General features: G+C 67.8%; 22 protein-coding genes. 14 read left to right on the top strand and 8 right to left on the bottom strand.

Features of this window, described 5'->3' with window-relative positions:
- Positions 1 to 38: 38 nt before the first annotated feature.
- From GobsT_RS28025 to cheB, 5 genes are all read left to right on the top strand, one after another.
- Positions 39 to 500: a chemotaxis protein CheW gene (locus GobsT_RS28025; protein ID WP_109570816.1), complete on the top strand. Its 462-nt coding sequence runs from the start codon at positions 39 to 41 to the stop codon at positions 498 to 500.
- Complete coding sequence (locus GobsT_RS28020; RefSeq protein WP_010045252.1) at positions 497 to 1,690, top strand: CheR family methyltransferase; 1,194 nt, start codon at positions 497 to 499, stop codon at positions 1,688 to 1,690. The genes GobsT_RS28025 and GobsT_RS28020 overlap by 4 nt, the downstream gene beginning before the upstream one ends.
- Complete coding sequence (locus GobsT_RS28015) at positions 1,687 to 2,349, top strand: chemotaxis protein CheW (protein ID WP_010045254.1); 663 nt, start codon at positions 1,687 to 1,689, stop codon at positions 2,347 to 2,349. Before GobsT_RS28020 ends, GobsT_RS28015 begins: the two co-directional genes overlap by 4 nt.
- Positions 2,346 to 5,279, top strand: a complete 2,934-nt coding sequence (locus GobsT_RS28010; RefSeq protein WP_010045257.1) for a hybrid sensor histidine kinase/response regulator — start codon at positions 2,346 to 2,348, stop codon at positions 5,277 to 5,279. The genes GobsT_RS28015 and GobsT_RS28010 overlap by 4 nt, the downstream gene beginning before the upstream one ends.
- A 161-nt stretch (positions 5,280 to 5,440) precedes the next feature.
- Positions 5,441 to 6,502: a chemotaxis-specific protein-glutamate methyltransferase CheB gene (gene cheB / locus GobsT_RS28005; RefSeq protein WP_010045262.1), complete on the top strand. Its 1,062-nt coding sequence runs from the start codon at positions 5,441 to 5,443 to the stop codon at positions 6,500 to 6,502.
- Positions 6,503 to 6,827: 325 nt separating this feature from the next.
- On the opposite strand, the gene metK is transcribed toward cheB, so the two are convergent.
- On the bottom strand, positions 6,828 to 8,141 hold the full coding sequence (gene metK, locus GobsT_RS28000) for a methionine adenosyltransferase (protein WP_010045264.1): 1,314 nt from the start codon (positions 8,139 to 8,141) through the stop codon (positions 6,828 to 6,830).
- Between the two features lie 142 nt (positions 8,142 to 8,283).
- Between metK and GobsT_RS27995 the strand changes: the two genes are divergently transcribed.
- The gene (locus GobsT_RS27995; RefSeq protein ID WP_109571453.1) at positions 8,284 to 9,240 is read left to right on the top strand and encodes a DUF1559 domain-containing protein; all 957 of its coding nucleotides are present in this window, start codon (positions 8,284 to 8,286) and stop codon (positions 9,238 to 9,240) included.
- Between the two features lie 155 nt (positions 9,241 to 9,395).
- Here the strand turns inward: GobsT_RS27995 and GobsT_RS27990 are convergent, their stop codons facing one another.
- The 3 genes from GobsT_RS27990 to GobsT_RS27980 all read right to left on the bottom strand — a co-directional run bounded on the left by GobsT_RS27990 (position 9,396) and on the right by GobsT_RS27980 (position 13,142).
- A complete protein-coding gene (locus GobsT_RS27990) occupies positions 9,396 to 10,022 on the bottom strand; it encodes a TIGR03000 domain-containing protein (RefSeq protein ID WP_029601307.1) in 627 nt (208 codons plus the stop codon).
- A gap of 490 nt (positions 10,023 to 10,512) precedes the next feature.
- Positions 10,513 to 11,493 carry an ADP-ribosylglycohydrolase family protein gene (locus GobsT_RS27985; RefSeq protein WP_010050593.1) on the bottom strand — a complete coding sequence of 327 codons (981 nt, stop codon included), beginning with the start codon at positions 11,491 to 11,493 and terminating at the stop codon, positions 10,513 to 10,515.
- Between the two features lie 164 nt (positions 11,494 to 11,657).
- Positions 11,658 to 13,142, bottom strand: a complete 1,485-nt coding sequence (locus tag GobsT_RS27980) for a HEAT repeat domain-containing protein (RefSeq protein WP_010050596.1) — start codon at positions 13,140 to 13,142, stop codon at positions 11,658 to 11,660.
- A gap of 349 nt (positions 13,143 to 13,491) precedes the next feature.
- Here GobsT_RS27980 and GobsT_RS27975 point away from each other — a divergent pair, with 349 nt between their 5' ends.
- Complete coding sequence (locus GobsT_RS27975) at positions 13,492 to 14,400, top strand: large ribosomal subunit protein uL3 (protein ID WP_010050599.1); 909 nt, start codon at positions 13,492 to 13,494, stop codon at positions 14,398 to 14,400.
- 83 nt (positions 14,401 to 14,483) lie between these two features.
- On the opposite strand, the gene GobsT_RS27970 is transcribed toward GobsT_RS27975, so the two are convergent.
- A complete protein-coding gene (locus GobsT_RS27970) occupies positions 14,484 to 14,873 on the bottom strand; it encodes a bifunctional nuclease family protein (protein WP_010051056.1) in 390 nt (129 codons plus the stop codon).
- 117 nt (positions 14,874 to 14,990) lie between these two features.
- Here GobsT_RS27970 and GobsT_RS27965 point away from each other — a divergent pair, with 117 nt between their 5' ends.
- From GobsT_RS27965 to GobsT_RS27935, 7 genes are all read left to right on the top strand, one after another.
- Positions 14,991 to 16,160, top strand: coding sequence for a PP2C family protein-serine/threonine phosphatase (locus GobsT_RS27965; protein WP_010051057.1), 1,170 nt, complete (start codon positions 14,991 to 14,993; stop codon positions 16,158 to 16,160).
- A 93-nt stretch (positions 16,161 to 16,253) separates the two neighbouring features.
- Positions 16,254 to 16,538, top strand: coding sequence for a type B 50S ribosomal protein L31 (locus GobsT_RS27960; RefSeq protein WP_010051058.1), 285 nt, complete (start codon positions 16,254 to 16,256; stop codon positions 16,536 to 16,538).
- Positions 16,539 to 16,700: 162 nt separating this feature from the next.
- Positions 16,701 to 17,777 (top strand): peptide chain release factor 1, encoded by a 1,077-nt coding sequence (gene prfA / locus GobsT_RS27955; protein ID WP_010051059.1) that lies wholly within the window; start codon positions 16,701 to 16,703, stop codon positions 17,775 to 17,777.
- 12 nt (positions 17,778 to 17,789) lie between these two features.
- On the top strand, positions 17,790 to 17,981 hold the full coding sequence (locus tag GobsT_RS41260) for a TIGR02996 domain-containing protein (RefSeq protein ID WP_071529369.1): 192 nt from the start codon (positions 17,790 to 17,792) through the stop codon (positions 17,979 to 17,981).
- A 310-nt stretch (positions 17,982 to 18,291) separates the two neighbouring features.
- The gene (locus tag GobsT_RS27945; RefSeq protein ID WP_010046629.1) at positions 18,292 to 18,570 is read left to right on the top strand and encodes a hypothetical protein; all 279 of its coding nucleotides are present in this window, start codon (positions 18,292 to 18,294) and stop codon (positions 18,568 to 18,570) included.
- A gap of 96 nt (positions 18,571 to 18,666) precedes the next feature.
- The gene (locus GobsT_RS27940; RefSeq protein WP_010046631.1) at positions 18,667 to 19,386 is read left to right on the top strand and encodes a YHS domain-containing protein; all 720 of its coding nucleotides are present in this window, start codon (positions 18,667 to 18,669) and stop codon (positions 19,384 to 19,386) included.
- A 155-nt stretch (positions 19,387 to 19,541) separates the two neighbouring features.
- Complete coding sequence (locus tag GobsT_RS27935) at positions 19,542 to 21,008, top strand: hypothetical protein (protein ID WP_010046632.1); 1,467 nt, start codon at positions 19,542 to 19,544, stop codon at positions 21,006 to 21,008.
- A 169-nt stretch (positions 21,009 to 21,177) separates the two neighbouring features.
- On the opposite strand, the gene GobsT_RS27930 is transcribed toward GobsT_RS27935, so the two are convergent.
- The 3 genes from GobsT_RS27930 to GobsT_RS27920 all read right to left on the bottom strand — a co-directional run bounded on the left by GobsT_RS27930 (position 21,178) and on the right by GobsT_RS27920 (position 26,379).
- A complete protein-coding gene (locus GobsT_RS27930) occupies positions 21,178 to 24,234 on the bottom strand; it encodes a hybrid sensor histidine kinase/response regulator (RefSeq protein ID WP_010046634.1) in 3,057 nt (1,018 codons plus the stop codon).
- Positions 24,235 to 24,258: 24 nt separating this feature from the next.
- Positions 24,259 to 24,825, bottom strand: a complete 567-nt coding sequence (locus GobsT_RS27925; protein ID WP_033199351.1) for a thioredoxin domain-containing protein — start codon at positions 24,823 to 24,825, stop codon at positions 24,259 to 24,261.
- 438 nt (positions 24,826 to 25,263) lie between these two features.
- On the bottom strand, positions 25,264 to 26,379 hold the full coding sequence (locus GobsT_RS27920) for an FG-GAP repeat domain-containing protein (protein ID WP_162542127.1): 1,116 nt from the start codon (positions 26,377 to 26,379) through the stop codon (positions 25,264 to 25,266).
- Positions 26,380 to 26,419 lie beyond the last annotated feature (40 nt).

The raw sequence follows: 26,419 nt of genomic DNA, 5'->3' as shown, positions 1-26,419 counted from the left end.
AGACGCGCGTGCACCAACTGCGAGTGAGTACCGAACCCATGCTCGGTCTCGTGTTCCAGGTCGGTCCGGACAAAGTGGCGGTGGACGTGCGCCGCGTGCGCGAGGTGGTGCCGCGCGTTCAGCTCACCGCCGTCCACGGCGCGCCGGCGTGGATCGCGGGCGTGTTCGTGTACCGCGGGCGCGTGGTCCCCGTCGTGGACCTGCACGCCTTGGCGGGTGTGGGCGCGTGCCCGCCGCACCTGAGCAGCCGCATCATCCTGTTCCCGTACCCGCTGGACATCCCCGAGGCGCTGGTGGGGCTGCTCGCCACCCAGGTGGCCGAGATCCGTGAGATCCGGCCCGGGGTCGCGCAACCGATCCCCGGGCCGCCGGGCCGGCCGAGCCTCGGCCCGGCGCTGGCCGACGGGCAAGGTATCCTGCGCCTCCTCGACCCCGATTGGCTGCTCGCGCAGGTGGCGGCCGGGTCCGGTGGGCTGATCGAAGCGGGGTTCGAGCCATGAGCGGTGCCATCGAACGCACGGTCCGCGACCGGCTGGGCATCGACCCTTCGACCCTCGGTACGAGCGCGCTCGACCGCGCCGTTCAGGTGCGAATGACCGCCCGGGGCATCGACGAACTGGCGCTGTATACCGCCCGGCTCCTGACCGAACAGGCCGAGCGGGACGCGCTGGCTGCGGTGCTGAGCGTGTCCGAGACGTGGTTCTTTCGCGGCGGGCGGGCGCTGTTCGACCGGCTCGCGGGGTTCGCGGCGAGCCGCGCGAACCGCTCGGGCGCGAGCGTCCGCGTTCTGAGCGCGCCGTGCAGCACCGGCGAGGAGCCGTACTCGCTCGCCATCGCACTCCTGGAGCAGTTCGGCGGTGCCGACGCATACACCGTCGACGCCATCGACGTGTCCGAACCGAACCTCGCGCGGGCGTCGGCCGGGCGCTACCCGGCGGCGTCGTTCCGCGAGCCCGGGCCGGACGTGCGCCCGCCGTACTTCCGCAAGGTGGGCGACCGGTGGGAGGTGCTGCCGCACATCCGCGCCGCCGTCCGGTTCTTCAGCGCGAACCTCACTGACCCGATCTTCCTCGCCACCGAGCGGCCTTACGACCTGATCGTGTGCCGCAACGTGTTCATCTACTTCACCCCGGAGGCGAAGCAGCGGGCGGTGGCGAACCTGGACCGCCTCCTCGCGCTCAACGGCCGGTTGTGCCTCACGCCCGCGGAAGCGGATCGGCTGCCGGCGGGCCGGTTCAGCCCGGACGGGCCGCCTGAGTTCGGCATCTACCGCCGGGCCGGAAGCCTCAGCGACATCCATGCCACGGTACCGGCCTCTCTGCCTGTGCCGCAACGGCCGCCATCGAAGGCGCCCGCGCCGCCGCTCGCGGTTCCGGCGCCCGGCACGCTCGCCGCGGCCCGGGCGCTGGCCGACGCCGGGCGCCTCGGCGACGCCCGGGCCGTCTGCGAAACGCTCCTTCGCACCGCCCCCGGCGACGCCGACGCGCTCGCGCTGTTGGGCGTGGTGCAACTCGCGACGGGCAACACGGACGCGGCCTACGATGCGTTCGGCAAGGCCCTTTACCTGGACCCCGATCACCGGGAAGCCGTGACCCACATGATCACGCTGTGCGAGCGGCGCGGCCAGACCGCCCGCGCCGACGCCCTCCGCAAGCGGCTAGCGAAGCACCGCCCCGGGGAGGACCAATGACCCCACAGCCCCTCAAGCTGGTCCCGCCGGACGAGCAGTGCTGGAACCGCATCGGGATCCGCGGCGACCGCACCTGTCCCGAACTGCTGAAGGTCACGCACTGCAACAACTGCCCGGTGTTCGCCGTCGCCGGCCGCCGGTTCCTCGACGCCCCCTCGCCGGACGGCTACCTCGCCGAGTGGACCGCGCGGCTCGCGCTCCGCGACGAGGTGCGCGAGGGCGACGAGTCGAGCGTCCTGGTGTTCCGGCTCGGGGACGAGTGGCTCGCGCTGCCGGTGGCCGTACTCGTCGAGGTCACCCGCCCGCGGCCGGTTCACCGCATCCCGCACCGCGGCGGGCTGCTCGCCGGGGTGACGAACATCCGCGGCGAACTGCACCTGTGCGTCCGGATGGACCTCGTCCTCGGCGCCGCCCCGGACGGCGACCCGGACCTGCGGCGGTTCGTGGTGATCCGCCGCGAGTCCGAGACCTGGGTGTTCGCGGCCGACGCGGTGGACCAGGTGCACCGCGTGCTGCTACCGGACCTCACCTCCGCCGCCCCAACGCTGTCCCGGGCGCAGGTGAAACTGACCCGGGGGGTGTTCCCGCACGCGAACCGGTCCGTCGGCATGCTGGACGACGCGCGCCTGTTCCAAACCCTCCGCGAGCGGCTCCGATGAACGGCCTCGACGCGTCCATGTTCGACCTGTTCCGCGACGAGGCGAAGGCGCACGCCGACACACTCGCGACCGGGCTCGTCGCGGTGGAAACGCGCCCGACTGACCCGGTGCTGCTCGACGAGCTGATGCGCGCCGCGCACTCGATCAAAGGCGCGGCCCGGATCGTCGGGATCGACACCGCGGTGCGGCTCGCGCACGTCATGGAGGACGCACTGGTCGCCGCGCAGGGCGGTCGCATCCGGCTCGGCCCGGCCGACATCGACGTCCTCCTCCGCGGGGCCGACGTGCTCGCCGGGCTGGCGGCGCTCGGCCCGAACACCACCGCCGCGTGGGAGGAGGCGAACCGGCCGCTGGTGGACGCACTGGAGCCCGCACTCGTCGCGATTGCACAGGGCGTCCGGCCCGAAACGTTCGCCGAGCCCCCGCGCGAACCCCCGCCCGCCGAACCGGCGAAACCTGTCCCCGCGGCAGCTTCACTGGCGGTGGAGCTTCCCGAGCCGCCGGCCTTTGAGCCGGCCGGCATTCCCGGCGAGCCGTTCGCGCTCCGCACCGACCACTCGATGCTCGACCTGTTCCGGGAAGAGGCCCGTGAACACCTCCGTGTGATTACAAAGGGGCTGCCGCATCTGTCCTCGGACCCGACCGCCACGGAACCGGTGCAGGAAGCGCTCAAGCTGTTGCGCGGGGCCGCCCGGCTGGTCAAATGCGTTCCCGTCGCGGACGCGGCGGCTGCGATGAGTGCGTTCGTCCGGACGGCACGCGAAACGGGGCGCCCGATTCCGGCGCGGGCGATCGAGTGGGCGCAATACACGACGGCGACGCTCGCCGGGGCGCTCGCGACCGACGACGACACCTTCAGCGAGTGGATCGGGTCCGCGGCCCCGGCCCTGGCTACCGCTTCGAACGTATTGACGCGCGCTGCGGAAGCGGACCGGGCGCGAGGGGCCATCGCGGCGTCTGTAGGGCAGGGGCAGAAGAACCCCTCGAAACCGCCAGCCGAACACGGTAGTCAAGCGGCGAGTGAGTCAATCGCTCCGCCGCCGAGTCGAACAAGCGGCATCGGCCCGGGTGGGGAGAGAGCCGACGGCAGTGTGGGTCGAAGCTCTTCGGTCATTGCGGTGCGGGAGCCACGTACCGTTACTTTGTCGCCCCCGCCGCCCCCGCCTGCCCCAGCGCCGCCCGTGGCCGAACCGGTGGTGCGGGTCAGCGCGCAAAGTCTGAACCGGCTGATGGGACTGGCCGGCGAATCGCTCGTGCAGGCGCGGTGGCTCCCGACGTTCTCCACCGCCCTCCTCAAGATGAAGAAGCGCCACGACCTGCTCACCGCGCTGATCGACACGACGTACCACGCCGCGCTCGGCGGGGCGCCCGCGGACCAGGTCGCGGAACTCGTCGCCGATACCCGCCGGCAGTGGCTCACGTGCCGCCAGGAGCTGACCGAGCAGACCGCCTCGTTCGACGACCACGCGGCCCGCGCCGAGGACCTCAACGCGCGGCTGTACCGCGAAGTGATCGTCAGCCGGATGCGCCCGTTCGGCGACGGGCTGCACGGGCTGCCGCGCATGGTCCGCGACATCGCCCGCGCGCTCGGCAAAGAGGCCCGGCTCGTCGTCGTGGGGGAGGGCACCGAGGTCGACCGCGACATCCTGGAGAAGCTCGAGGCGCCGCTCGCCCACCTGATCCGCAACGCCGTCGATCACGGCCTCGAAATGCCGGACCTGCGCCGGGCCGCAGAGAAGCCGGTCGCCGGGACCGTTACCGTCGAGGCCCGGCACCGCGCCGGCATGCTCCTGGTGACCGTGTCCGACAACGGCGCCGGGGTCGACCTGAACCGGCTCCGCGCCAAGATCGTCGAGCGCGGCCTCAACTCCGCCGAGATGGCCGTCAAACTCAGCGACGCCGAGTTGCTCGAGTTTCTGTTCCTGCCCGGGTTCAGCACGGCGGCCGCCGTGACCGAGTTTTCGGGCCGCGGCGTCGGCCTGGACGTTGTACTCGATACGATTCGTAAAGTCGGCGGAAACGTCCGCATCACCACCACACGCGGCAAGGGGACCACTTTCCACCTGCAACTGCCGCTCACGCTGTCGGTGATCCGCGCGGTGGTGGTGGACGTGGCCGGCGAGCCCTACGCGTTCCCGCACACGCGCATCGACCGCCTCATCCGGGTGCGCCGCGACGAAGTCCGCTCGATCGAGCACCGCCAGTTTGTTACAGTGGACGGGCAGAACGTCGGACTGGTGGTGGCGGGGCAACTCCTGGACATGCCCGCGCCGCCGCCCGTCGGGGACGACGTGCCGGTCGTGCTCCTGAGCGACGGCACCGGCACTTACGGGCTGGTCGTGGACGCGTTCCGGGGCGAACAGGATCTGGTGGTGCGCCCGCTCGACCCGCGCCTCGGGAAGGTGCCGAATCTGAGCGCGGCGGCCATCCTCGACGACGGCGCGCCGGTGCTCATCGTAGACGTCGAGGACCTGTTCCGGTCGATGGACCAGTTCATCCAGACCGGGTCGCTGGTGCGGTGCGAGACCCGGCCCGCGGGGGCGGGTCGTAAGAAGCGGGTGCTGGTGGTTGACGACTCCATCACCGTTCGCGAGGTGGAGCGCCAGTTGCTCCTTCACAAGGGGTACGACGTTGCGGTCGCGGTGGACGGCGTGGACGGCTGGAACAAGGTCCGGGCGGAGCGGTGCGACCTCCTGGTGAGTGACATCGACATGCCCCGCATGAACGGGCTACAGTTGGTCCAGGCGGTGCGGGCCGACGACCGGCTGCGCGACCTGCCGGTCATTATCGTTTCGTATAAAGAGCGGGAAGAGGACCGGCTCAAGGGGCTCGAGGTGGGTGCGAACGCGTACCTGACCAAGAGCAGCTTTCACGACAACCGGTTCATTGAGACGGTTGCTGAACTGATCGGCGCGGCGGACGGTCCGTAACCCGCGGGTGTTATTGAACGCCGGAGCCGCGTCCCACTCTGGTGGCCGCACACGCCCGCGGCCGATCCGAATCGCCCGGCTGAGCCCCGTTTGCTGATCGGGCACCTTCTCGCACCCGGAGCGGGTGCGAGGGGAGAGCGGACGAACAAAGGACCAACAGGATGCGCGTTGGGATCGTGAACGACCTGGCCGTGGCCCGCGAGACGCTCCGCCGCGTCGTCACCGCGGTGCCCGGCTACGTCGTCGCGTGGACCGCCGACGACGGTGACGAGGCCGTCTCGAAGACGGCCTGCGACCGCCCCGACGTGGTGCTGATGGATCTGGTAATGCCGCGCCTCAACGGCGTCGAGGCCACGCGCCAGATCATGCAGCGGTCCCCGTGCCCGGTGCTGGTCGTGACGGCCAGCGTGAGTAACCACTTCCCGCTGGTGTTCCAGGCGCTCGGCGCCGGCGCGGTGGACGCGGTGGACACGCCCACCCTCAACCCGAACGGGGCCGTTCAGAACGCTTCCAAACTGGTCGAACGGCTTGCGAAACTGGAAGCCGCCCTCGCCGGGCTGTCCGGGTCGGCGATCATGCCCCTCGCCGGCACCAGTTCGCACCCGGCGGACCTGCCCCCGCTCGTACTGCTCGGGGCCTCGACCGGCGGACCGGAGGCGCTGGCCCACGTGGTCAGCGCGTTCCCGGCGGATTTCGCGGCGGCGGTGCTCATCAGCCAGCACATCGGGGCCGACTTCGCACAAGGGTTGGTTCAGCAGCTCGCCGCGTGGTGTCGGCTCCCGGTTCGGGTTGCTCAGGAGGGCGAACGCGTTCGCGCCGGCACGGTCTATGTGGCGGCCACCGACGATCACCTGGAACTGAGCGCCGACCGGACCCTGCGGTACACACCGAACCCCAAGAGTTCGCCGTACCGGCCGTCGGTGGACGTGCTGTTCACGAGCGCCGTCAACAACGTCTCGCGCCCCGGGGTGGCGGCGCTGCTCACCGGCATGGGGCACGACGGCGCGGCCGGGCTGTTGAAGCTTCGCGCGGCCGGTTGGCACACGGTTGCTCAGGACGAGTCGACGTGCGTGGTGTACGGGATGCCCAAGGCTGCGGCCGAGAAGCGGGCCGCGGTCGAGGTGCTCGCGGTGCAGCACATCGGCGCCACCATCGTCGCCAAGGTGAACGCTCTCAAGCGTCGGTCACATGCCGGCATTTCGGGCACAGATCCGAGCGCGTGACAGGTGCGCCCGGATCGGCGCAGCCTCAACCGAGTTGACTAAGATGCTTGTGACGGCCAAGGCCCAGCCGAACGAGCTAGTGTTTCGACTTACCATTGGGCACGGCAAGTACAAGGTTCTGTAGCTGATGAGTCGATGCGCCGGGCGAGCCGAGCCCGGCGATCTAATACCGAATCCAAGTGAAGAGTATCGGTGATCGGAATCGCACCCGCCGGTGTCAGCCGGCGGGTGTAACCTACCCCCTGGTGAGTGGTTACCCTTCAACCGAATTCGGTATGACACCAGCCGCCGATCGTTCGGTTCGGCTGGTTCCTTTCCCGCGTGGTTACACTCCGGCGGCCTTACGCAGGGCCTCAGCCTTGTCGGTCTTCTCCCACGAGAACTGCGGCAGTTCGCGGCCGAAGTGGCCGTGCCGGGCGCTCTCACGGTAGATCGGCCGGCGCAGATCCAGCGAGCCGATGATGCCCTTCGGCGTCAGCTCGAAGTGCGTGCGGATCAGCTCGATCAGCTTCGTCTCAGGGACCTTCGCGGTGCCGTTGGTGTTGACCCAGATGTTGAGCGGGTCGGGGTACCCGATCGCGTAGGAGAGCTGCACCTCGCACTCGCGCGCCAGCCCGGCCTTCACGATGTTCTTGGCGATGTACCGGCAGATGTACGCGGCGCTGCGGTCCACCTTGGTCGGGTCCTTGCCGCTGAACGCGCCGCCGCCGTGCCGGCCGCGACCGCCGTAGGTGTCCACGATGATCTTGCGGCCGGTCAGCCCGCAGTCGCCGTGCGGGCCGCCCTGGAGGAAGCACCCGGTCGGGTTGATGTGGCAGGCGATGTCGTTCTCACCCAGCGACGGTGCCTTTTGGCCCGGCGGGATCATCACCAACTTGCCCTTGATCAGGTCCTTGCGGTCGGTCTCGAGCGTGGGGCGGATCAACTGGTCGATGATGATCTGCCGGGCGTCGTCGGTGAAGTAGTCCTTGCCGTCCTGGGTGGTCATCACCTCGCGGGTGTGCTGGGTGCTCAGCACCACCGTGTGGATGCGGTGTGGGGTGCCGTCGGTGTTGTACTCGACGGTCACCTGGCTCTTCGCGTCGGGGCGGAGCCACTTCAGCTTCCCGGTCTTGCGCATGTCGGCGTGGTTCGCCACCAGCCGGTGCGCCAGGTCGATGGGCAGCGGCATCAGGGTCGGCGTTTCGTCGCACGCGAACCCGAACATGAGCCCCTGGTCGCCGGCGCCGCCCACGTCCACGCCCTGGCTGATGTGCGGGCTTTGGGCGTGGAGCCGGCAGTCGATCTGGCACGCGTCGGCGGTGAACCCGATCTCCTCGCGCTCGGCCTGATCCTTCGCGACGTACCCGATTTCGGTGATGACGTCGCGCACCAGCGCGTCGACCGCCTGGCGCGTCAGCGGGGCCTTGGTGGTGATCTCGCCCGCGACGACCGCGAGGTCCGTGGTGACGAGCGTTTCGCACGCCACCCGGCTCGCCGGGTCGGTCTTCAAACAGAAGTCGAGGACCGCGTCCGAGATCTGGTCGGCCACCTTATCGGGGTGGCCCATCGACACCGACTCACTCGTGAACAGATAGCGGCTCGTGGACACGGCAATCCTCTCGTGCGGGCGGTCGCGCGGCAGGACGCGCACCGGCATGGACTTCCTATTTGGAAGGATGCGCGTGTTATACGGCAGTTCGAGGGGCGGGGCAATTCGCTTCAACGTGGTGTTCGCTCGCGTCGGGCGCCACTAGAAATCCCGTTTCGCCCGGTCGCATCTGAGTGAGGCTGTTTACGCAATGCATTTCGCGCCTACTCTGCCCCCGACCACCCGCCCCGCGCGCCGAGCGGGGTTCACGCTGATCGAGCTGCTGGTGGTGATCGCGATCATCGCGGTCCTGATCGGGCTTTTGTTGCCGGCCGTCCAAAAGGTGCGCGACGCCGCCGCGCGTATGAGTTGCCAGAACAACCTCAAGCAGATGGCGCTGGCACTGACCAACTACGAGGTGCGGAACGGCAAGTACCCGGGGTCGAACACGTTCGGGCCGTACAACGGGTGGCCGGTGCTGATCCTGCCGGACCTGGAACAGGAGGCCGTGCGCAACACCTACGTGGCGACCGCGAACTGGTACGATGCGGTCAACGAGGTGCCGCGGAACAGCAAGGTAAAAACCTTCCTCTGCCCGAGCGCGAACGGGGCGCGCTCCGGCCGGTCGGCTGCTCCGGGCGGCCCGGCGTCCTACACCGCGGCGGCCTGGGACTACTCGAACGTTGCGGTGGTGGCGCTCGCGCTGCTCACCGACCTCGGCTACCAAGACCCGTCGGCCGTGTGGCGCGGGGTGATGAGTTCACAGGGCTCAACGGTTGCACAGATCACCGACGGGCTGTCGAACACGCTTTTACTCGTGGAAGACGCGAACCGACCCGAATACTGGGTGAAGGGTAAACGGGTGAGCGACCGCGACCCATCGTTTGGCGGCGACGGCACCGCCACCGGCACGCTGGTCGGCGGCACCTGGGCGGACCACGACAAGGGGTTTGGGATCGAAGGCACTTCCGCCGACGGGAACACGTTCGTGGGGCCGTGCGCGATCAACTGCAACAACTCGTTCGAAATTTACGCGTTTCACACCGGCGGGGCGAATGTCGCGATGGCCGACGGAAGTGTCCGGTTCTTGCGCGAAGGGATGGCGATTCGCACGTTGGCCGCCCTCGGCACCCGTGGCGGCGGTGAAGTGGTCCCGGCCGACTTTTGAAGACCAGAAGGGCGATTGGCCACAAAAAGCACAAGAGGCACAAAAGGAAACCAGAGACGAAGACAGAAGCAGTGTTTTGAACGCACTCTTGTGTCTTTGGTCTCTGGTTTCCTTTTGTGCCTCTTGTGCTTTTTTGTGGCCAATCGCCCTTCTGTTTATTTTCCGGCAACAGTGGTGTCGGGCTTCACGGCTGCGACCAACTTCGGGAACGACTCGGTCACGCTCGCGCCGGCCTCCACGATCACCCGCTTCTCTTCCGTAACCGTCTTGCCGTCGACGACAAGTTCGGCCTTCACGTCGTAGAAGAACTTCTGCCCGACCACGAGCGGCGGGGTGTAGAACGTGCGCTCAGTGCCGGTGCCCAGGGCCGGCTGGCCGTCAACGAACAGCTTCGCGTCAGCCGGGAGCACGAACTTCAAATTCGCGCCCATCGTACCGCCGTCGGACGACTTGGGGGCCGCGGGCGGCGGGGCCACCGGGACGGTCATCACCGGCGGGCGGTTCGGGTTGGCGGGGTACGCGCCCCAGACCGCGTTCGGATCGGTGTAGCCGGCCACGACCGGTGCGCCCGGGCCGTAACCCGCGAGGCCGGTGTTATAACCGTGCAGCGTGTACGGCGGCATCCCGATGGGCGGTCCCCACGTCGAGCCGTAGCTGAAGGTGCCCGAGCACCCGGAGCAAGAGCCGTAGCTCGCGACGTACGAGCCGTAGCACGAACCGAAGCAGTTGTAGCCGGAGCACGAGTACCCGCTGCACCCGTGGCACGAGGACCGGAGGCCCAAGAAGGCGCTTCGCGAGACGTGGCCGTGGCAGGAGCCGTGGCACGATGAACGGTAGTAATACGCGCCGGTGCAGGAACCGTGACACCCGACCGGAATTGCACCACAGCAGCCGCTCGCAATCGGAACGGCAACGGCGGGCGCTGGGGGCGGAGTGACGTCGGCTCCCGTCGACATGGCAGTAAGCATCACGATGCTGTACATAAGTTGCAACCTCTACGACCGAAACACGGAGACGCAGAGAGCGCCCCGGATGTTCACGATGGTAGGTTGGTAGCAAAAACTCGTCAAAGGGAAACGGCGCAAACTGGGTGATATAGGCGGATCGGGTCGTCGCTACGATCGGAAGCGTTAAACGCGGGTACCACTTACGTTGTAGACCGAGTACGGCAGCCAGTTTACCTCAGACTCAAACTCGTCTCCACCCGCACATCTTGAAACGTCGTGACCGACCGACGAACATCGTCAAGGGCTCATGCCTGAGACCGGGTGATTAAACCACGAGTTCTTCACGGTCCGCGAGCCAGTCAGTAGGAACGCCGGATTCGCCTACCGCAAGTGCCACAATGCCGCCCACGATCGCACAATTGGTGTCAATGTCGCCACGAGCGCGGATCGTTTGCGCAACGGCCCGCTCGTAGTCGTGCAAGTGCGATGCCGCCACCCACAGGCAAAACGGCACCGTGTCCTGACAGGAGATTTGAGAGCCGTTCCCCAGTGCGCGCACAATAGGCTCCACTGACGTATCAAACGGAACGACCATGAACCCGTGATTCAGGAGCTTCACCACAGGTTCTGTGGAAAAGTCGAACGTGAGGTTGCGCGCCCGCTCGATCCCGGCGCGAACCAGGCTCGGAGGCGTGTGTGCGAGGGCCGTGTCGAACAGTTCGTGGCGGGCGGCCTCGTCTGCGTGGCGGTCCCGGTTCCGCCACGCGACCGCGCCGGCGACGGCCGCGGCGATCGCGCCCGCAACACCTTCCGGATGGAGGTGCGTTACCTCTGCGGACAGCCGCGCCTGCTCCGCGATCACGTCGTAGCCGTCCTCGGCAAAATACCCCGCGAGCGGGCCGATGCGCATCGCGCTCCCGTTGCCGAACGAGCCGCCCGGAAACACGACCTCGGCCGCGGCCCGCCAGGGGAGCCCGTTCCCGATCTGCTGCAAGAGGCGGTGAGCCCCGCCGCCGTACCCGCGCCACGGCTGCGCCTTATACCGCGCCGCGAACCGCTGCGCGAGCCGATCTTGGTCCACCCGGCCGCACTCGTTCAGCACCTCGTAAAGGCTGAGCGCCATGGCGGTGTCGTCGGTGAACGGCCAGGGGCCTCTCGCCGTGGCCCGCGGGTCTTCGAGGACCGCCTCGTAGTTGTGAGCCTGGAAGCACGTCTCACCCAGCGCGTCGCCCACGGAAAGACCCGTGAGGGCCAGCGCGGCGCGTTTCATCCGGTCTGCGTGGTCGGTAGGGAGTTGGTCGCTCATGGTGAGCCCACGGACACACGAAGAGGGGGAGTGGTTCATCTCCGGCGCCGGTCACTGGCGAGCGGAGCCGCGCCGCGCTCGTTGGTCGAAGTGCCGGGTGCGAGCGTGTTGCGGAATCCTTCAGGGCCGGCCGGGCGTCGCGAGCACGGCCGATGCAGGAGGCGCTATGGTAGCGGCACGTTCTCCAGTACGAACGGCACCTCGACGACAACGGGGCGTGGGCCGACCAGCACCAGCTTCGCGGGCGCGCCGACTGCGTTCCGGAACCCCAGGTCGAGGTGCTGAACGAGCACCTGCCCGCCGTCACCCGAATCACTGAAGTCGATGTTGAGGGTTTGATAGGGTGAGACCTTGCCACTCGCGTCGAGCGCCTGCACGGTCATGGACATTCCCGGCCCGCGCGGCGCTTCCGGCCACAACCCGCCCGGGTTCCGCCCCCGGCGCGCGCTCGACGCCCACGGCGACGGGTACTGTATCGCCACCCGCGCGGTGACGACGTTCCCCTTTTCGTTCATCGACAGTACCGTCAGACGCGTCTGCCCCGGTCCATCGAATACACGCCCGACGTGCTTCGTCGGATCGGAGATCGTGATGAGCGGCTGGCTCGGAACGTGAATTTCCCCGACGACGCACCCTTCGAGGCGTTTGATGCTCTTCGCAGTGGGGGTGCCGAGCTTCAGCGGTACCGGCACGACGCGCGGGTTCGGTACCGTGTCCGGTAGGAGCGGCTGACCGGTGCGCGAATCGAACCGGGCGGCCCCGACCGCGGGCATGAAGGCGCCGCCCGCGGCACCGCCCCAGGCCACAACGACTTCGCCACCACCGGACGCCGGTGGCGGGGGCGTCGACCCGCCGGAACCCGGGCGCCCGGCGTCGTCGATGAGCTTATGGACCCGCACCGCGATAACGTCCTGCCAGTTCAAACCGGGTGCGGGGGCGATATCGAAGCACAGCGTCGTTTCTCCGGTCCCGAGCGTCACCCGGTGGCCGGGGAACGTTCGCGGCAGGGCGGTTACGCGCACCGCGGTGTCGCGCCCGCCGGACAATCGCGCGGTCCCGTCCGCAAGGGTGACCGGGACCGCGTCCGCGCTGGGCGGTTGTGGCAGCGACACGTAACCGCGGCGGCCTTGCGGCGGTTTCTGCAACTCGAGTTCGAGCTTGTGTACCTCTTCGAGCCCAGCCGCCGCGCAAAACCGCTCGATCGCTTCCCAAGCCGGCAACTCGTCGGTCTCGCAGGTGACCGTGCGGAGCGGGTTGGCAATGCGACCGGTGTCCAGCACGATTCGGACGCCGGTGCGCGCACTGAGATCGTTGACCGCGGTGCCCAGCGGCGTGGCACGGTACGCCAGGCGCAACTTTTTCGGCGCGAGCATCGCCGTACTTTCGGCGGTCCGCTGGAGCCGGAACAGGACCCCCGCGGCCCGCTGCCGGACCTCCGGGTCGTCGGATTTAAGGGCCTCGCGGAGCAAGGGGATCGCACCCGGGCCGGCTTTGTGAAGTGCAGCCGTGGCGGCCTCGCGCTCGCGAAAGTCGCCGGCCCCGAGCCGCTCGATCAGTTGCGACGCGGTGACGACGGGGGGCGGGTCGGCGGCGGTTGCGATCCCGATGGCCAGCCCGCAGGTCCCGAGCACCGCGAACAACCGCCTCATGTTGTGCCCCTTCGATGATGTGCAAAGGCGATTCAATCGTACCCGCCGGGTCAAGCCGTTCGCAACGGGCTCGTGACCGATTCGTGACGGCGCCGGTGCGCTGCGGCCGTCACCCGACCTTCTCGTCCGTGCCCTCGCGCCCGGAAACATGCCCCACGCACCGCGCCGCGTCCAACGCCCCCCGGCCGCCGCGCCGGCGGCTCACTGGCCGCCGCCGCAGCGACCGCTACAATTTGCACTTCCACGCGCGGGGGTATCCAAACGGCTGATGCGTAACGCACTTGGCGTTGATCGCAGGCCGGCCCCTGGCGAACAGACTGCCCCACGGGGCGGCGAAAGGCGAAGTGCGATGGCTCTCGGACTGATCGGCTACAAGGTGGGCATGACTCAGGTCTTCACCCCCGAAGGGAAGGCCGAGCCGGTGACCGTGCTGCAACTCGGGCCGTGCCCGGTGCTGCAGATCAAGTACCCCAGCGCCGAGGGGGGCGCGGCGAAGGACGGCTACACGGCCATCCAGCTCGGGTTCAAAGACAAGAAGCGGAAGAGCGCGACCCGCCCCGAACAGGGGCACGTCGCCGCGGGGCTGAAGTCGAAGCGGAAAGACGCCCGCCAGAAGGCCGGCGTTGTCCTCCCGCCGAAGGCCGACTGCGAGCCGCAAAAGGTGATCCGCGAGTTCCGGATCGACCTGGGCGGCGCGTTCGTGCAGACCGGCACCATCAAGGCCGGCCCCGCCGAAGCGAGCTTCAAGGTCGAGCGGATCAAGGTGAGCGGTGAGGGCGCGACCCAAAAGCACGAGCTGTACACGGAAGACGTGACTCTCAAGGTCGGTGACAAGCTGACCGTGGATCAGGTCTTCAAGGACGTGCAGGCGGTCGACGTGATCGGCACGACCAAGGGCCGCGGGTACACCGGTGTGATGAAGCGGCACAACTTCGACGGTATGCCAGCCGCGCACGGTGCGAAGAAGGTACACCGCCAGGCCGGTTCGACCGCGTCGCTGGCGAGCAACCGTGGTACCGGCCGCCCGAAGAAGGGCCTGCGGCGCGCGGGCCAGTACGGCAACGAGCGGGTGACGATCCGCAACCTGACGGTCGTGAAAGTCGACGTCGAGAACAACCTGATGTTGATTCGCGGCGGCATCCCGGGCTTCAACGGCGCGGTGGTGATGGTGCGCCCGACGAACAAGGTCGGCCCGGGTTCGCCCAAGGCCAAGACCAAGGCTCGGGTCGCCCCCGCCACGGCCGCCAAGAAGAAGTAACCTCAACCGGGTGAATCCCGGGCTCGAGTTCAGCGGGCGGCGCAGGTGCGCCGCCCGCTACCATTTAACGCTCTGGCACGGAGCTATTCGTCTTCGAGCGCTTCGCCCAGTACATCCTCCGCAACGTAAATCGGCACCCGGTTCGCCACCGCCACCGCGATCGCGTCGCTGGGCCGGCAGTCCACTTTGGTCAACTCGCCGTCCTTGCGGATGCGGAGCTGCGCGTAATACGTGTGCTCCTTCAGGTCGTTGATAACGATATCCTGGATCTCGCCGCCCAGTTGCTCCACCACCGCACTGATCAGGTCGTGCGTCAGCGGGCGCGGGGCCTGAATGCCCTTCACCCGGCGGTCGATGCTGGTCGCCTCGAAAATGCCGATGACGATCGGGAAGTGCCGCTCGCCGTCCACTTCCTTCAGCACGACGATCTGGTGCTCGACCAGCTCACTGATGATGATCCGGCGGAGTTCCATCTGAATAGGCATCGGCGTCCGGGGGCTTCGTGTTGGGTGGCGCGGGCCGCGGGCGGAACGGGACCGACGGAGTTCATACTAAACACCGAACACGAAACACCAAACACCCGAACACCGATGCCGACACCCGCGACCGTCCTCCTGAGCGCCCCCGCCGGCTGGCCCGACGCGATCGAGCTGCGGAAGCTGATCGCCTCCGCGGGGTTCGCGGTCGCCGATCACTCGCTCGGTGCGGCCCCCGCGGTGGACTTCGCCGCCGTGGCGGTCGCGGTGGTCGCGACGGGCGCGCGGGTCGAGGCCGCGGCGGCTCAGACCCGGCGCTGGCGCGCCGAACTCGGCGACATCGTCGTCCCGGTGCTGTGGCTGGCCCCCACGTCGGCGGTCGCCGCCGGCCTTGCCGCCGGAGCCGACGCAGTGCTGACGGACTCGGCCGACGCCGGTACGCTCTTCGCCCAACTCCGGGCGATGGCCCGCACGCAGGCGAACGCGTCGCGCGTCGCGGTCCGCGCCGCGGAGGCGCGGCTGCTCGGGGATCAGTTGAAGAAGGCCCTCACGCAGCTCGATCGCGAACAGGAGATGGCCCGGCGGGTGCAGGCGACCTTCCTGCCGAAATCGTTCCCGCAGGTGTGTGGCGCGCGGTTTCACGTGTGCTACCGGGCGCGGCACCGCACCGGCGGCGACTTCCACGAGGTGCGCCGACTCGACGAGAACCACGTCGGGTTCTTCGTGGGCGAACTGGTCGGCTCCGGCGCCTCGACGGGAGGGCTGTTGGGTGTGTTCGTTCAACAGTCCGCGGTGCTCAAAGAGATCACCGGGCACAGCTACCGTATCGTACCGCCGGAAGAGGTGCTCACGACGGTGAACCGTCAGTTGGTGGGGCTTGGCGCGGACGACGTGCCCCTGGTGGCGATGCTGAGCGGGGTACTGAACGCCAAAACCGGAGCGGTGACGCTGGCGCGAGCGGGATCACCCCCGCCGGTCCACCTTCCGGCGAACGGGTCGGCAACGGTGTGGACCGTGCCGGGGCCGTTCCTAGGTACCGCCGATACGACCTACCAGCCGCTTACTGGGGTGCTGAAACCCGGAGACCGCCTACTAATCGGGACCGACGGGACGCGCCCCGATGGGGCGCCCGGCCCGGGGGCGGCCGACCGGCTGCTGGACGCCGTAACGAGGCACCGCGCCGCGACCGGTTCGGAGTTCGTCGACGCGGTTGCCCGCGAGTTGCTCCAGCACCTTCACCACGCCGACGATTTTACGCTGCTGGGAGTGGAAATGCTGCCGTAATCTCGCGTGACTGAGCGGGCGACGCTGCCTTGTCGCCCCGCCGATGCGTCTCTACGATAACTAGCCTAAACTTGTATTTGTGGAGCAATCGTTATGAAGAAGGGCATTCACCCCAACTACCGGCCGGTCGTGTTCCAGGACGCCGCGGCGGAGTTCGCGTTCCTGTCGCAGTCGTGTGTGCCGACCACCGACACCATCAAGTGGACCGACGGGAACGAGTACCCGCTGTACAAGCTGGAAATCTCCAGCGCCAGCCACCCGTTCTTCACCGGTAAGATGAAGCTGCTCGACACCACCGGGCGGGTCCAGAAGTTCAACGACAAGTACAAGAAGACCGGCTACGGCAAGAAGGACGCGAAGGCCGAAGACAAGAAGTAAGGCACGCCTGCGTCGTTCGGTGTTCGGTTCCAGCGAGGGCGGCTTGTGTCTCACGTTTCGGATCGGCGGGCGGCTTACGACCTCGGACCGCTTTAGCGGCCCCGATACTCGTGCGCCCGTTCCGATCAGACACCCAGCACCCGAACACCAGACACCAAAACGATGTTTCCCACACTCGAACCGCAACTCGCGCGTTACGCCGAACTCGAACAGCAGCTTTACGACCCTGCGATCGCCGGCGACCCCGTCAAAGCCGGCGCCATCGGCAAGGAGCGGGGCGCCCTTGCCAAGATCGTGGAGCCGTACATCGAGTACAAGCGGCTCTGCCGGGCCATCGCAGACGCCGAGGTAATGGCGGCCGACCCCGACCTGAAGGACATGGCCGACGAGGAACTGGCGGACCTGCGCCCGAAGCGAGACGCGCTCCACGCCCGAATCGAAGAGAAGCTCCTGCTCGACCCATCAGAAGACTTTTCCAAACTCATCATTGAAATCCGGGCCGGCACCGGCGGCGACGAAGCCGCACTGTTCGCCGGTAATCTGTACGAAATGTACACCCGGTACGCGCGTGAGAAAGGCTGGAAGATCGAGGAGATCGCCTCCAGCCCCGGTGAAGCCGGTGGGTTCAAGGAAGTCGCGTTCGGCGTCACCGGCGACGACGTGTACCAGCTCCTGCGTTACGAGTCCGGCGGGCACCGCGTCCAGCGCGTGCCGGCCACCGAGACCCAGGGCCGCATTCACACCTCGGCGGCGACGGTCGCGGTGCTCCCCGAGCCCGAAGAGGCGCAGGTCGAGATCAACGAGGCGAACGACATCGAGTGGGAGCGGATGCGGGCCGGCGGGGCCGGCGGGCAGCACGTCAACAAGACCGAGTCGGCGGTGCGCATCTGGTACAAGAAGGGCACCCCCGACGAGATGGAAGTGAAGTGCCAGGACGGCCGCAGCCAGGGCAAGAACTACGAGCAGGCGATGCGTATTCTGCGGTCCCGCCTGTTCGAGCGGCAGCAGGAACGCATCCACCGCGAGCGGGCCAGCATGCGCAAGGAGCAGATCGGCTCCGGCGACCGCAACGCCCGCATCAGAACGTACAACTTCCCGCAGAACCGCTGCACGGACCACCGGATCGAGTTCACCGTCTACAAACTCGACGCGATTATGGCGGGCGCCCTCGACCAGATGATCCAGCCGATGCGCGACCACGTCAAAAAAGAGAAGCTCGCCGCCAACGGAGCGAAGTGACGCGAACCGTTCTTGCGTGAGCGGGCGCTGTCGGACGAAGCGGCGTTCCTGGGCGCGGTCCGCGCTAACCCTGGCGATGATACCGCTTGGTTCGCGTTTGCCGACTGGCTCGACGCTCGCGACGACTCGCAGGGGGGACGTGTGTCTGTGCGCTTTGCAGATCTCGCGCCAATCAGTCTGACACGCAACTGCCGGATGCGCTAGTGCCCGACATCTCGGCGGCCGTCTCTATCCCGCCAGGAGGAAAGCGGCGACACGCTTGCTATTTGCTGTTTGATATCGCACTAAACGGTTCGTTTGTAATTGCCGTCGCCGGCTACTCTGAAGGGCGCGACCTGTTCCGCCCGAAAGCGGCTGCCACCTGTACCGGTTCCGCAGGGGGCGGGCGCCGCACTTTCAAACGCGGCACACAACCTACTGCACCGGGTTGCCGTTCGTGGGCCGAATGAAGTAGCGCCGAACACGCCATGGTGTGTTCGGCGCTACTTCATTCGGCCCACGAACGGTGGTGGTTATGCCCTTCTTCGGTTCTAACAGCGGAACGTACCGGGCCGCGGGCGACGTGAACAGCACCGGGTTCACCGACGGGATCACCGAAACCGTCGTGCGGCGGGAGCGGTTCACAATCGACCCACCGACCCACAGCGGTGGCGGGTTCGCGGACCTGATCGCGGGACCGGTGTTCGCCTCGGTCGTCGAGACCTCCTCCGACGCGTTCGACGAGGCCCCGGACGGCCCCAATGACGCCCTCGCATTCGGGCCTGAAGCCGCGGATGGTATTTTCGTGGGCTAGGGTATCATGGAGTTGTGGAACTGAACCGGCGGCACCGCGTCCAAACTCTGCCCGACCCGCCGCTTACTTCTCCACGAAACCAACAGGAGTTACGCGATGTTCCAGCGGACCGCCGCCCTTGCCGCGCTTGCGGCCGGCATTCTCGCGCTGGCCTCGGCCGCCGGCCTGGCCCAACCGAACAAGAAGGCCAAGCCCGACGACGCGGCGAAGGTCAAAAAGGCGCTGCAAGAGGTTCAGGACTTCGTCGGCACGTGGAACCTCGAAGGCACCCAGAAGGTGGGGGGCAAAACGGACGCCTGGAAGGAAAAGGTGGCCTGGGGGTGGAAGTTCAAGGACGGGGAGGCGTGGATCGCGGTCGAGTTCGCGGAGGGAAAGGGCAAGTACTTCTCCGGCGGCGAACTGCGGTACAACCTGGACAAGAAAAAGTACGTGCTCGCGCTCACCCCGAGCGGCAAGGGAGAGGCCCAGACGTTTGAAGGTGACATCGCCAAGGGCGCGCTGAAAGTGGACCGCAAGGACGCCAAGACCGGCGACGTGTACCGCGTGACGATGAACACTATTGCAGAGGGCGCGCGGTTCGCCATGAAATACGAAAAACAGGACGGCGGAAAAGGGCTTTTCTCGACGGTTCATCAAATGTCAGGGAGCAAGGACGGAGAGTCGTTCGCGGGCGGCGCGAAGAAGCCCGAGTGCATCGTGTCGGGTGGGTCGGCGAACATCCCGGTCACGTACATGGGCAAGACGTACTACGTGTGCTGCTCCGGGTGCCGCGACGAGTTCAACGCCGATCCAGCCAAGTACGTGAAAGGCAAGTAGAGGAGGATCGAGAGTGAGGGGCACGCCCAAATGTCAAACGGCAACTCCTCACTCCTCGCGCAGTCGCGGCCCTTTCCTTCAAGTTCCCCAGCTTCTCTGGTCGATCATGGGGACATGGCGCATCGGATCCCTCCGCGCCACAAGGGAGGTCCACCGTGCGAGCTCGAAACAGCCTCCGCTTCGCCCTCGGTCTGTTGGCCGCGCTCGCGCTGTCTACTGCCGCACGCACCCAGGACGACCCGTTCGGCGGGCTCCGCCCGTACTATTGGCCGCACCGCTCGTTCGGGTTCCCGATCGATCAGGACGCGGTCGCGAAGATGGACCCGAAGCCGACCCACATCCAGCTCTACTACGCGCTCAACCGCGGAACGTTCCAGAAGGGGCCGAAGCTGCCGCTCACCGGGCTCAGCGACATCAACGGCAACAAGAAGGGCATCATCTTCGACGCGCCGCGCGACGGCGACTACGAGTTCGTGGGGCAGTACATCTTCGCGAACGGTGAAGTGAACCCGAAGTTCGACGCCCTTGCCGCCACCATCCGTGTGGTCATCGACACCACGTTCCCGCGGGTCCAACTCGCCCCGCTCGGGAGCGGCGTCGAGTGGCGCGCGACCGACGACAACCTGGACCCGGCCGGTGTCACGCTTGAGTGCAAGTGGCCCACTAGTTCCGAGTGGACCAAAATCGACGCCCCCAACCGGGTGTTCAAGGCGAGCGACAGCTACGCATGGAAGATCCCTCAAGGTAAGTCGCTCGACGTGCGGGTGGTCGCCCGCGACCGGGCCGGACACGAAGGTTCGTCGCCGGTGGTGCGCATCCCGGCCGAGTCCGGCACCATGGTCGGGTTGCCCAAAAGCGGCGGTGGCACGTTCACCGGCACCACACTCCCGCAGCCGCGCATCGACTTCGTCAACCGGCTGGACTTCACCGTCGAGTCCACCGTTCAAAAGATGGGCCGGTCCGGGGTGCAGGCGGCTCACCTGTACGTTCAAAAGGACCAGGGCGACTGGGCGCACGTGGCCCGCTACGAGAAAAAGCTGACGCCGGACAGCAAGGGGCCGCACAAGCTGTCGCTGCCGTACAAGGCCGAGCGTGAGGGCACCTACGGGTTTTACATCATCCCCGAGAGCGGCGCCGGTGCGAAAGCCGATCCGCCCAAGAAGGACGACCCCGCGATGGTGCTGGTGGTCGTGGACACCAAACCGCCCGAGGTTCAGATCACGGCGGTTCAGGTTAAGCCCGGCGGGGTCCGCGGGCCGCTGGTGGAGATCACCTGGACCGTGGTCGACCCGAACCTCATGCCGCAGCCGGTGAGCTTGGAGTGGTCTCTCGATCGTTCCGCGAAGCAGTGGAACGAGATCAAGTACCGGTTGGACAACAACCTCACGGCGACCAGCGGGCGGTACGCGTGGGAGGTGCCGGACGATAAGGTGTGGAAGTTCTACGTCCGCGTGCGCGCCCTGGACAAAGCCGCGAACGAAGGGGAGCGCATCTGGGACAAGGAAGTGGTCGTCGACCTGGAGAAGCCGTCCGCGACGATCGATCGCGTCCGCGGCGGAAGTGAGCCCGAGAAGCCCGCTGCGCCGGAGAAGCTGCCGACAAAATCGGACCAGACGCCGTGATAGTCGGGTCGCAGAGCGGCGGTGCTCCGGCGTCGGGACGACTCGTTCAGTCCATCGCGCGCATCTTGCGGCGATTACGACCTTCCGGCACACTGTAAAGATCCCGTGGCTGAACCGGGCCGACGAGTGCGCGGTGATGGACGTTTCGACACGGTGGCTGGCGCGACCGCTAGCCGGGTGCCAGTTCGGGCGCGGCCGCAAGTGCGGCGGTGAGGCGGCGCACCTCACACGTCAGTCGCTCCAGCGCGACCGGAGCGGTACTCAAATTGCCTGTCGCGCCGATCGCCTCCAGCGCCTGTGCCGTGTCCACCACCGGCTTCGCGCTCAGATACCCAGCCGCCCCCTTGAGACCGTGCGCCGCACGGCGGACCGCCACCGCGTCCCCGCCGCTGACGGCCTCGCGCAACTCCTCAAGGAACCGCTCCGAGTCCGAACGGAAGAGCCCTGCCACCTCGGTGAACAGCTCCTCGTCGCCGGCCAGGCGTTCGACCGCGCCGGCGCGATCGAACGCCGGCTCCGCGGCCCCGGCCGGTATCGCTGGTCCGGGTGTAGCTACGTTTGCAGTCACGGTCGCCGTCGCCGTCGCCCGGTCCAACACCCGGGTCAGCTCGGACCGTTGGACGGGCTTGCTCACGTAATCATCCATGCCCGCGATAAGGCACCGCTCGCGGTCGCCTTTCATGGCGTGCGCGGTCATTGCCACGATGAGCGTGTGGCGCCCGGTTCCCGCCTCGCGCCGGCGGATCACCTGGGTCGCCTCGAATCCGTCCATTTCTGGCATCTGCACGTCCATCAGCACGATGTCGAACGGTTCGCGGCTTAGCGCGTCGACCGCCTGGCGCCCGTCGGCGGTCATGGTGACCGCGTGTCCGAACTTCTCCAGCAGCCGGAGGACGACCCGCTGGTTCACCGGGTTGTCCTCGGCCACCAGCACCCGCAGCCGCGGCCCCTGCGGCGCTGGGCCCCGGCCCGCGGCCTCGCGCGGCGTCCGTGAATCGGCGGGCGAGGCGTTTAGGGCACAGGTGCCGCGGAGCGCCGCCGCGATGGCCCGGCTCAGTTCGGCGCTCTTGACGGGCTTCACCAGGTACGCGGCCACCCCGATCTCGCGGCACCGGGCCGCGTCGCCCTGGCGGTCCGCGGACGTGAGCATGAGCACCGCGGTGCCCGCCAACTCCGAATCGCCCACGATCCGCTCGGCGGTCGAGAACCCGTCCAACCCGGGCATCATCCCGTCGAGCAGCACCAGCGGAAACGGCTTCCCGGTTGCGGCGGCCCAGCGCAGCTCGTCAAGGCCCTCCGGCCCGCTCGCCGAGCACGTCGGCTTCGCGCCCCAGTGGCGCACCGTCTCGGCCAGAACCCGCCGGTTGGTCGCGTTGTCGTCCACAATCAGGATCGGAAAGTCGGTGAGGTCCACGGGCGTTTCGGCCGCGCGGGCGAAGGCCCCTTTGGCCAGTTCCAGGCGCGCGTCGAACGAGAACGTGCTCCCCTTTCCGGACTCGCTCTCGGCCCACAACCGGCCCCCCATGAGCCCCACCAGTCGCTGGCAGATGGTGAGCCCGAGCCCGGTGCCCCCGTACTTGCGGGTGGTGCTCCCGTCCGCCTGGGTGAACGGCTCGAACACCGCCTTCAGCTTTTCACCGGGAATCCCGATCCCCGTGTCCGTGACGCTGAACCGCAGCACCACCGCGTCCCCCGATTCGGGCACCCGCTCGCACCGAACGAGGACCTCGCCGCGGTCGGTGAACTTGATCGCGTTGCCCACCAGGTTGGTCAGAACCTGGCGCAGCCGGTGGGCGTCCCCGAGGAGCACGTCCGGCAAATCGGGGAGCAACTCGCAAGCCAGTTCGAGGCCCTTCGCGTGGGCCCGCCCGGCGAGCGCCTTGAGCGTGTCCCCGACCATGTCCCGGAGCGAGAACGGGAGCGGATCCAGGTCCAGCTTGCCGGCCTCGATCTTGGAGAAGTCGAGGATGTCGTTGATCACCGTCAGCAGCGCGTCGGCGGACGACTTGACCAGCCCTACCGACTCCCGCTGCTCGGGGGTCAGCCGGGTCTCCAGCAGCAGCTCCGTCATCCCCACGATTCCGTTCATGGGGGTGCGAATCTCGTGGCTCATGTTCGCCAGAAACTCGCTCTTCGCGCGGCTCGCCGCCTCCGCCGCCGCGGTCGCCCGCCGGAGCACCTCTTCCCACTCCTTGCGGGCGGTGATGTCGAGGATCTGCGACACCACGTGGTGCGGTCGGCCCGCCGCGTCGCGCACCAGCGACACGTTGACCTGCACCCACACGACCGACCCGGCCTTGTGGACGTACCGCTTCTCGCGCTGGTAGCTGGCGATCTCGCCGGAGATCATCCGGGCCGTAAACGCCGCGTCCGCGGGCCGGTCGTCCGGGTGGGTGACGGCCTCGAACGCGCACTGTAACAGTTGCTCATCGGTGTATCCGACCGTGTCGCACAGGACGCGGTTGACGCGCACGAACCGGCCCTCGGGGGTGAGGATCGCCATCCCGATCGCGGCGCTGTCGAACGCGCTGCGGAACCGCTCTTCCTGCTGCCACAACTCGGCGGTGCGCTCGCGGATCCGCTCCTCGACGGTCGCGTGGGCCGCTTCCAGTTCCGCTTCGCGCTGGGCCGTGCGGGTCAGGTCGCGCTCGCCCCACCAGCACGACGCGCCGAGGAACACGTCCAGGAACACCACCCAGCCGGCGTGTTCGACCCACCGCCAGTCGGCCCCGGCAACGGTTCCGTAGACGGACTCGGGCCACGCGAGCCCGCGCGCGATGTGGTCCAGGGCGGTCACCGCGGACGCCACCAGCAGCACCCGCCAGTCGCGGTACAGGGCCAGGAACGCGAGCGACCCGAACACGTGGAAGTGGGTCTCGATGCGCCCGCCGGTCAGGTGGATCAGGACCCCGGCGGAGAGCATCTGTGCGGCCGCGATCACACACCGGGTGCTGGTCGCTCCCGGGCGCCGCAGCGCCAGAGCTACCGGCAGCGAAACGACCAACCCGCCCAAGGCGACTGCCGCCCAGATGTGTGGGTGCGTGCGGCTGTCGGCCCCGGACCAGGTGCGCGGCGACACCCACACCGCCAGCGCCACCATCGCGAACCATTGGAGCAGCAACAGCACAGCGAACGTGCGGTCCGTGCGCCGGTGGATCGCCCCGCGAGCCAGCGCCGCCAGTTCGACGACGCGCCCGGCCCGGTTCGCTCCTGCTGCGTTCGACATCGCACACCCCACTCAGATCGCGGCTCACGCACCAGGGGTCAAAAGCTCGCACCCGAACACCGGGGCGGTGGAGGCGCCGGTCCCCCCACGCACCCAACTCAGTACCGCCCGTCGGGCCAACCCTTCGCCGGCCCGCCCGCGGCTCGGCGTCAACCCGCCGCTGAACACCACCGCCCCGTTCGGTGCGGTCAGCGTGGCGTGCCCGGACGTTTCGGCGCCGAACAGCCGCGCCTGCACTCCGTCCAGGTCCAGGGCGACACGCGCACCGGGGACACGCGCGGCTTGGTCCCAGAGTTCCCCCCGCGCCCACCCTGAATCGACGCCGTAAGGAACGACGAACAGCATTTGAACGGCGAGGTCCGGTGCGGCACCGGTCACCTGCGTTAGTTCGGCGAGCGTCGCCCGCGAGCACGGGCAGTGCGGGTGAACGAACACGGTCAGTAGCCAGCGGTGCGGTGGAGTATTTTTAGGAGCGGCGGGCGCACCTGCCGCTCCTGGTGTCGTGTCGTACCGCTCCCAAAACCAGAGCCCCGCGCCGATTGCAGACAGCCATACGGCCGTGAGTAGCCACACGCCCTTTTCGCGCGCCATCGCCCGGCTCCTGCGCTCGTGCCCTCGCAAAACGGTAGTTCAGGTGTAGCCGTAGTTCAGCCAAAAACCGCGGCTCGGGGCCGTTCCCGGTGACCGGATGAGGGCCGTTCCAGGCGAAGGATGAAAACACGTGTGTGGCGAGAAGGTGACAACGCTGACAGAACGAAATGGGGTGCCAGTAATTTCAAATTGGCGACAGCCGTGACGAGATCAATTGCACGACTGAACACGCTCCGGTTACCTCCCGCCTGCGTCAGCAGGCGGGGACGCAGAGCCAACAAACTTGAAACGACTGGATTATCGCGTGGCAATCAGGACTGGCGTGATGTACCACTCGGCCGGTGCGCGTATTACCTCAAGTGCTCGCGATTCGATCGGGAGGAAAACCATCCGACCGGGGCGGTCGCCCCGGTCGAACCGTGCCGTCAGAACCCGCGGTTACAGGATTTCTGCTGAGAAATCGCTAAACGGCACCTCGCCCAACGGGGGCGGCTCGCCCGCTACGCCGAACTGCGAGAAGTCGTCCGTGCCGACGAGGCCGTTGTCGGACGGTGCCGCCGTTGCGACGACCGATGCGACGACCGATGCGTAACTGTTGTCGGAAACGACGATCGGCGCAATGTCCGCCGCCGGGTCGCCGGGGAACCCGAGCGCCGCTCCGAAGCTAGTTTCGTCGTTGCCCGCGGACACCCCGTGGAACTGCGGTGCGAGGCTGGAAAAACCGGCCAGGCCGATGAAGTTGCCGCCTTGCCGCGCGACGAAAATGTCGCGCCGGCCGTCCAGGTTCCTGTCCACCACCCGCACCGAAACACCACTCGTTACGGTGGGGGCGTAAGCGACGAAGCTGCCGATCTGTGAGAACCCGGACCCGCTGAACGCTTTGATCGTGCCGCCGGCCGAACCCGGGCCGGTGCCAACGACGATGTCCGCAATGCCGTCGCCGTCCACGTCCCCAGCGTCAACACTGACGGAGCCGTCAAAACCGGGGAACGCGAAGAACCCGGCGTCGTACACGGCTCCGCTCGCGTTGAAGATAGCCGTGCGGCCGTTCACACCCGTCCCGCCGGCGCCGATGAGGATTTCGTCCGTGCCGTCGTTGTTGAAGTCGCCGCCGCTCACGGAGACGTGTCCGAGAAAACCCGGGAACGCGAAGAAACTCGCCAGCACCTGGCCCTGCGCACCGATCGCTTTGACGTGCGCGTTGCTGGCGTCGGCGGATACGAGAACTTCGGCCGCGCCGTCGCCGTTCACGTCGCCGGCGCCGACGCTGACCGCGCCGTTGAAGCCCGGGAACGCCAAATAGCTCTCCAGAGTGGCGCCGGTGGCGCCGTCGAACACCTTCACGTGTCCGTCCGGAATCTGCGCGCCGACGATCACGTCAGACACGCCGTCGCCGTTGACGTCGCCCGTGGCGGCCACGATCGAGCCGCGGTAGCCCGCGAACGGCGTGATCGTCGGCAGTTGGGGTATGGTGGTGGACGCGCTGTAGACGTTGACCGTGGAGTCAGCCGCGCCGTTAAACGTGACGAACGCGAGGCTGTCGGCTGCGGGCACATCCCGCTGTTCCAGATGCTCCAACCTGAGACGCGAACCG

This window comes from Gemmata obscuriglobus (genome assembly GCF_008065095.1).
In the GTDB taxonomy this organism is placed as follows: domain Bacteria; phylum Planctomycetota; class Planctomycetia; order Gemmatales; family Gemmataceae; genus Gemmata; species Gemmata obscuriglobus.
This window is presented reverse-complemented; position numbering and strand designations above follow the sequence as displayed.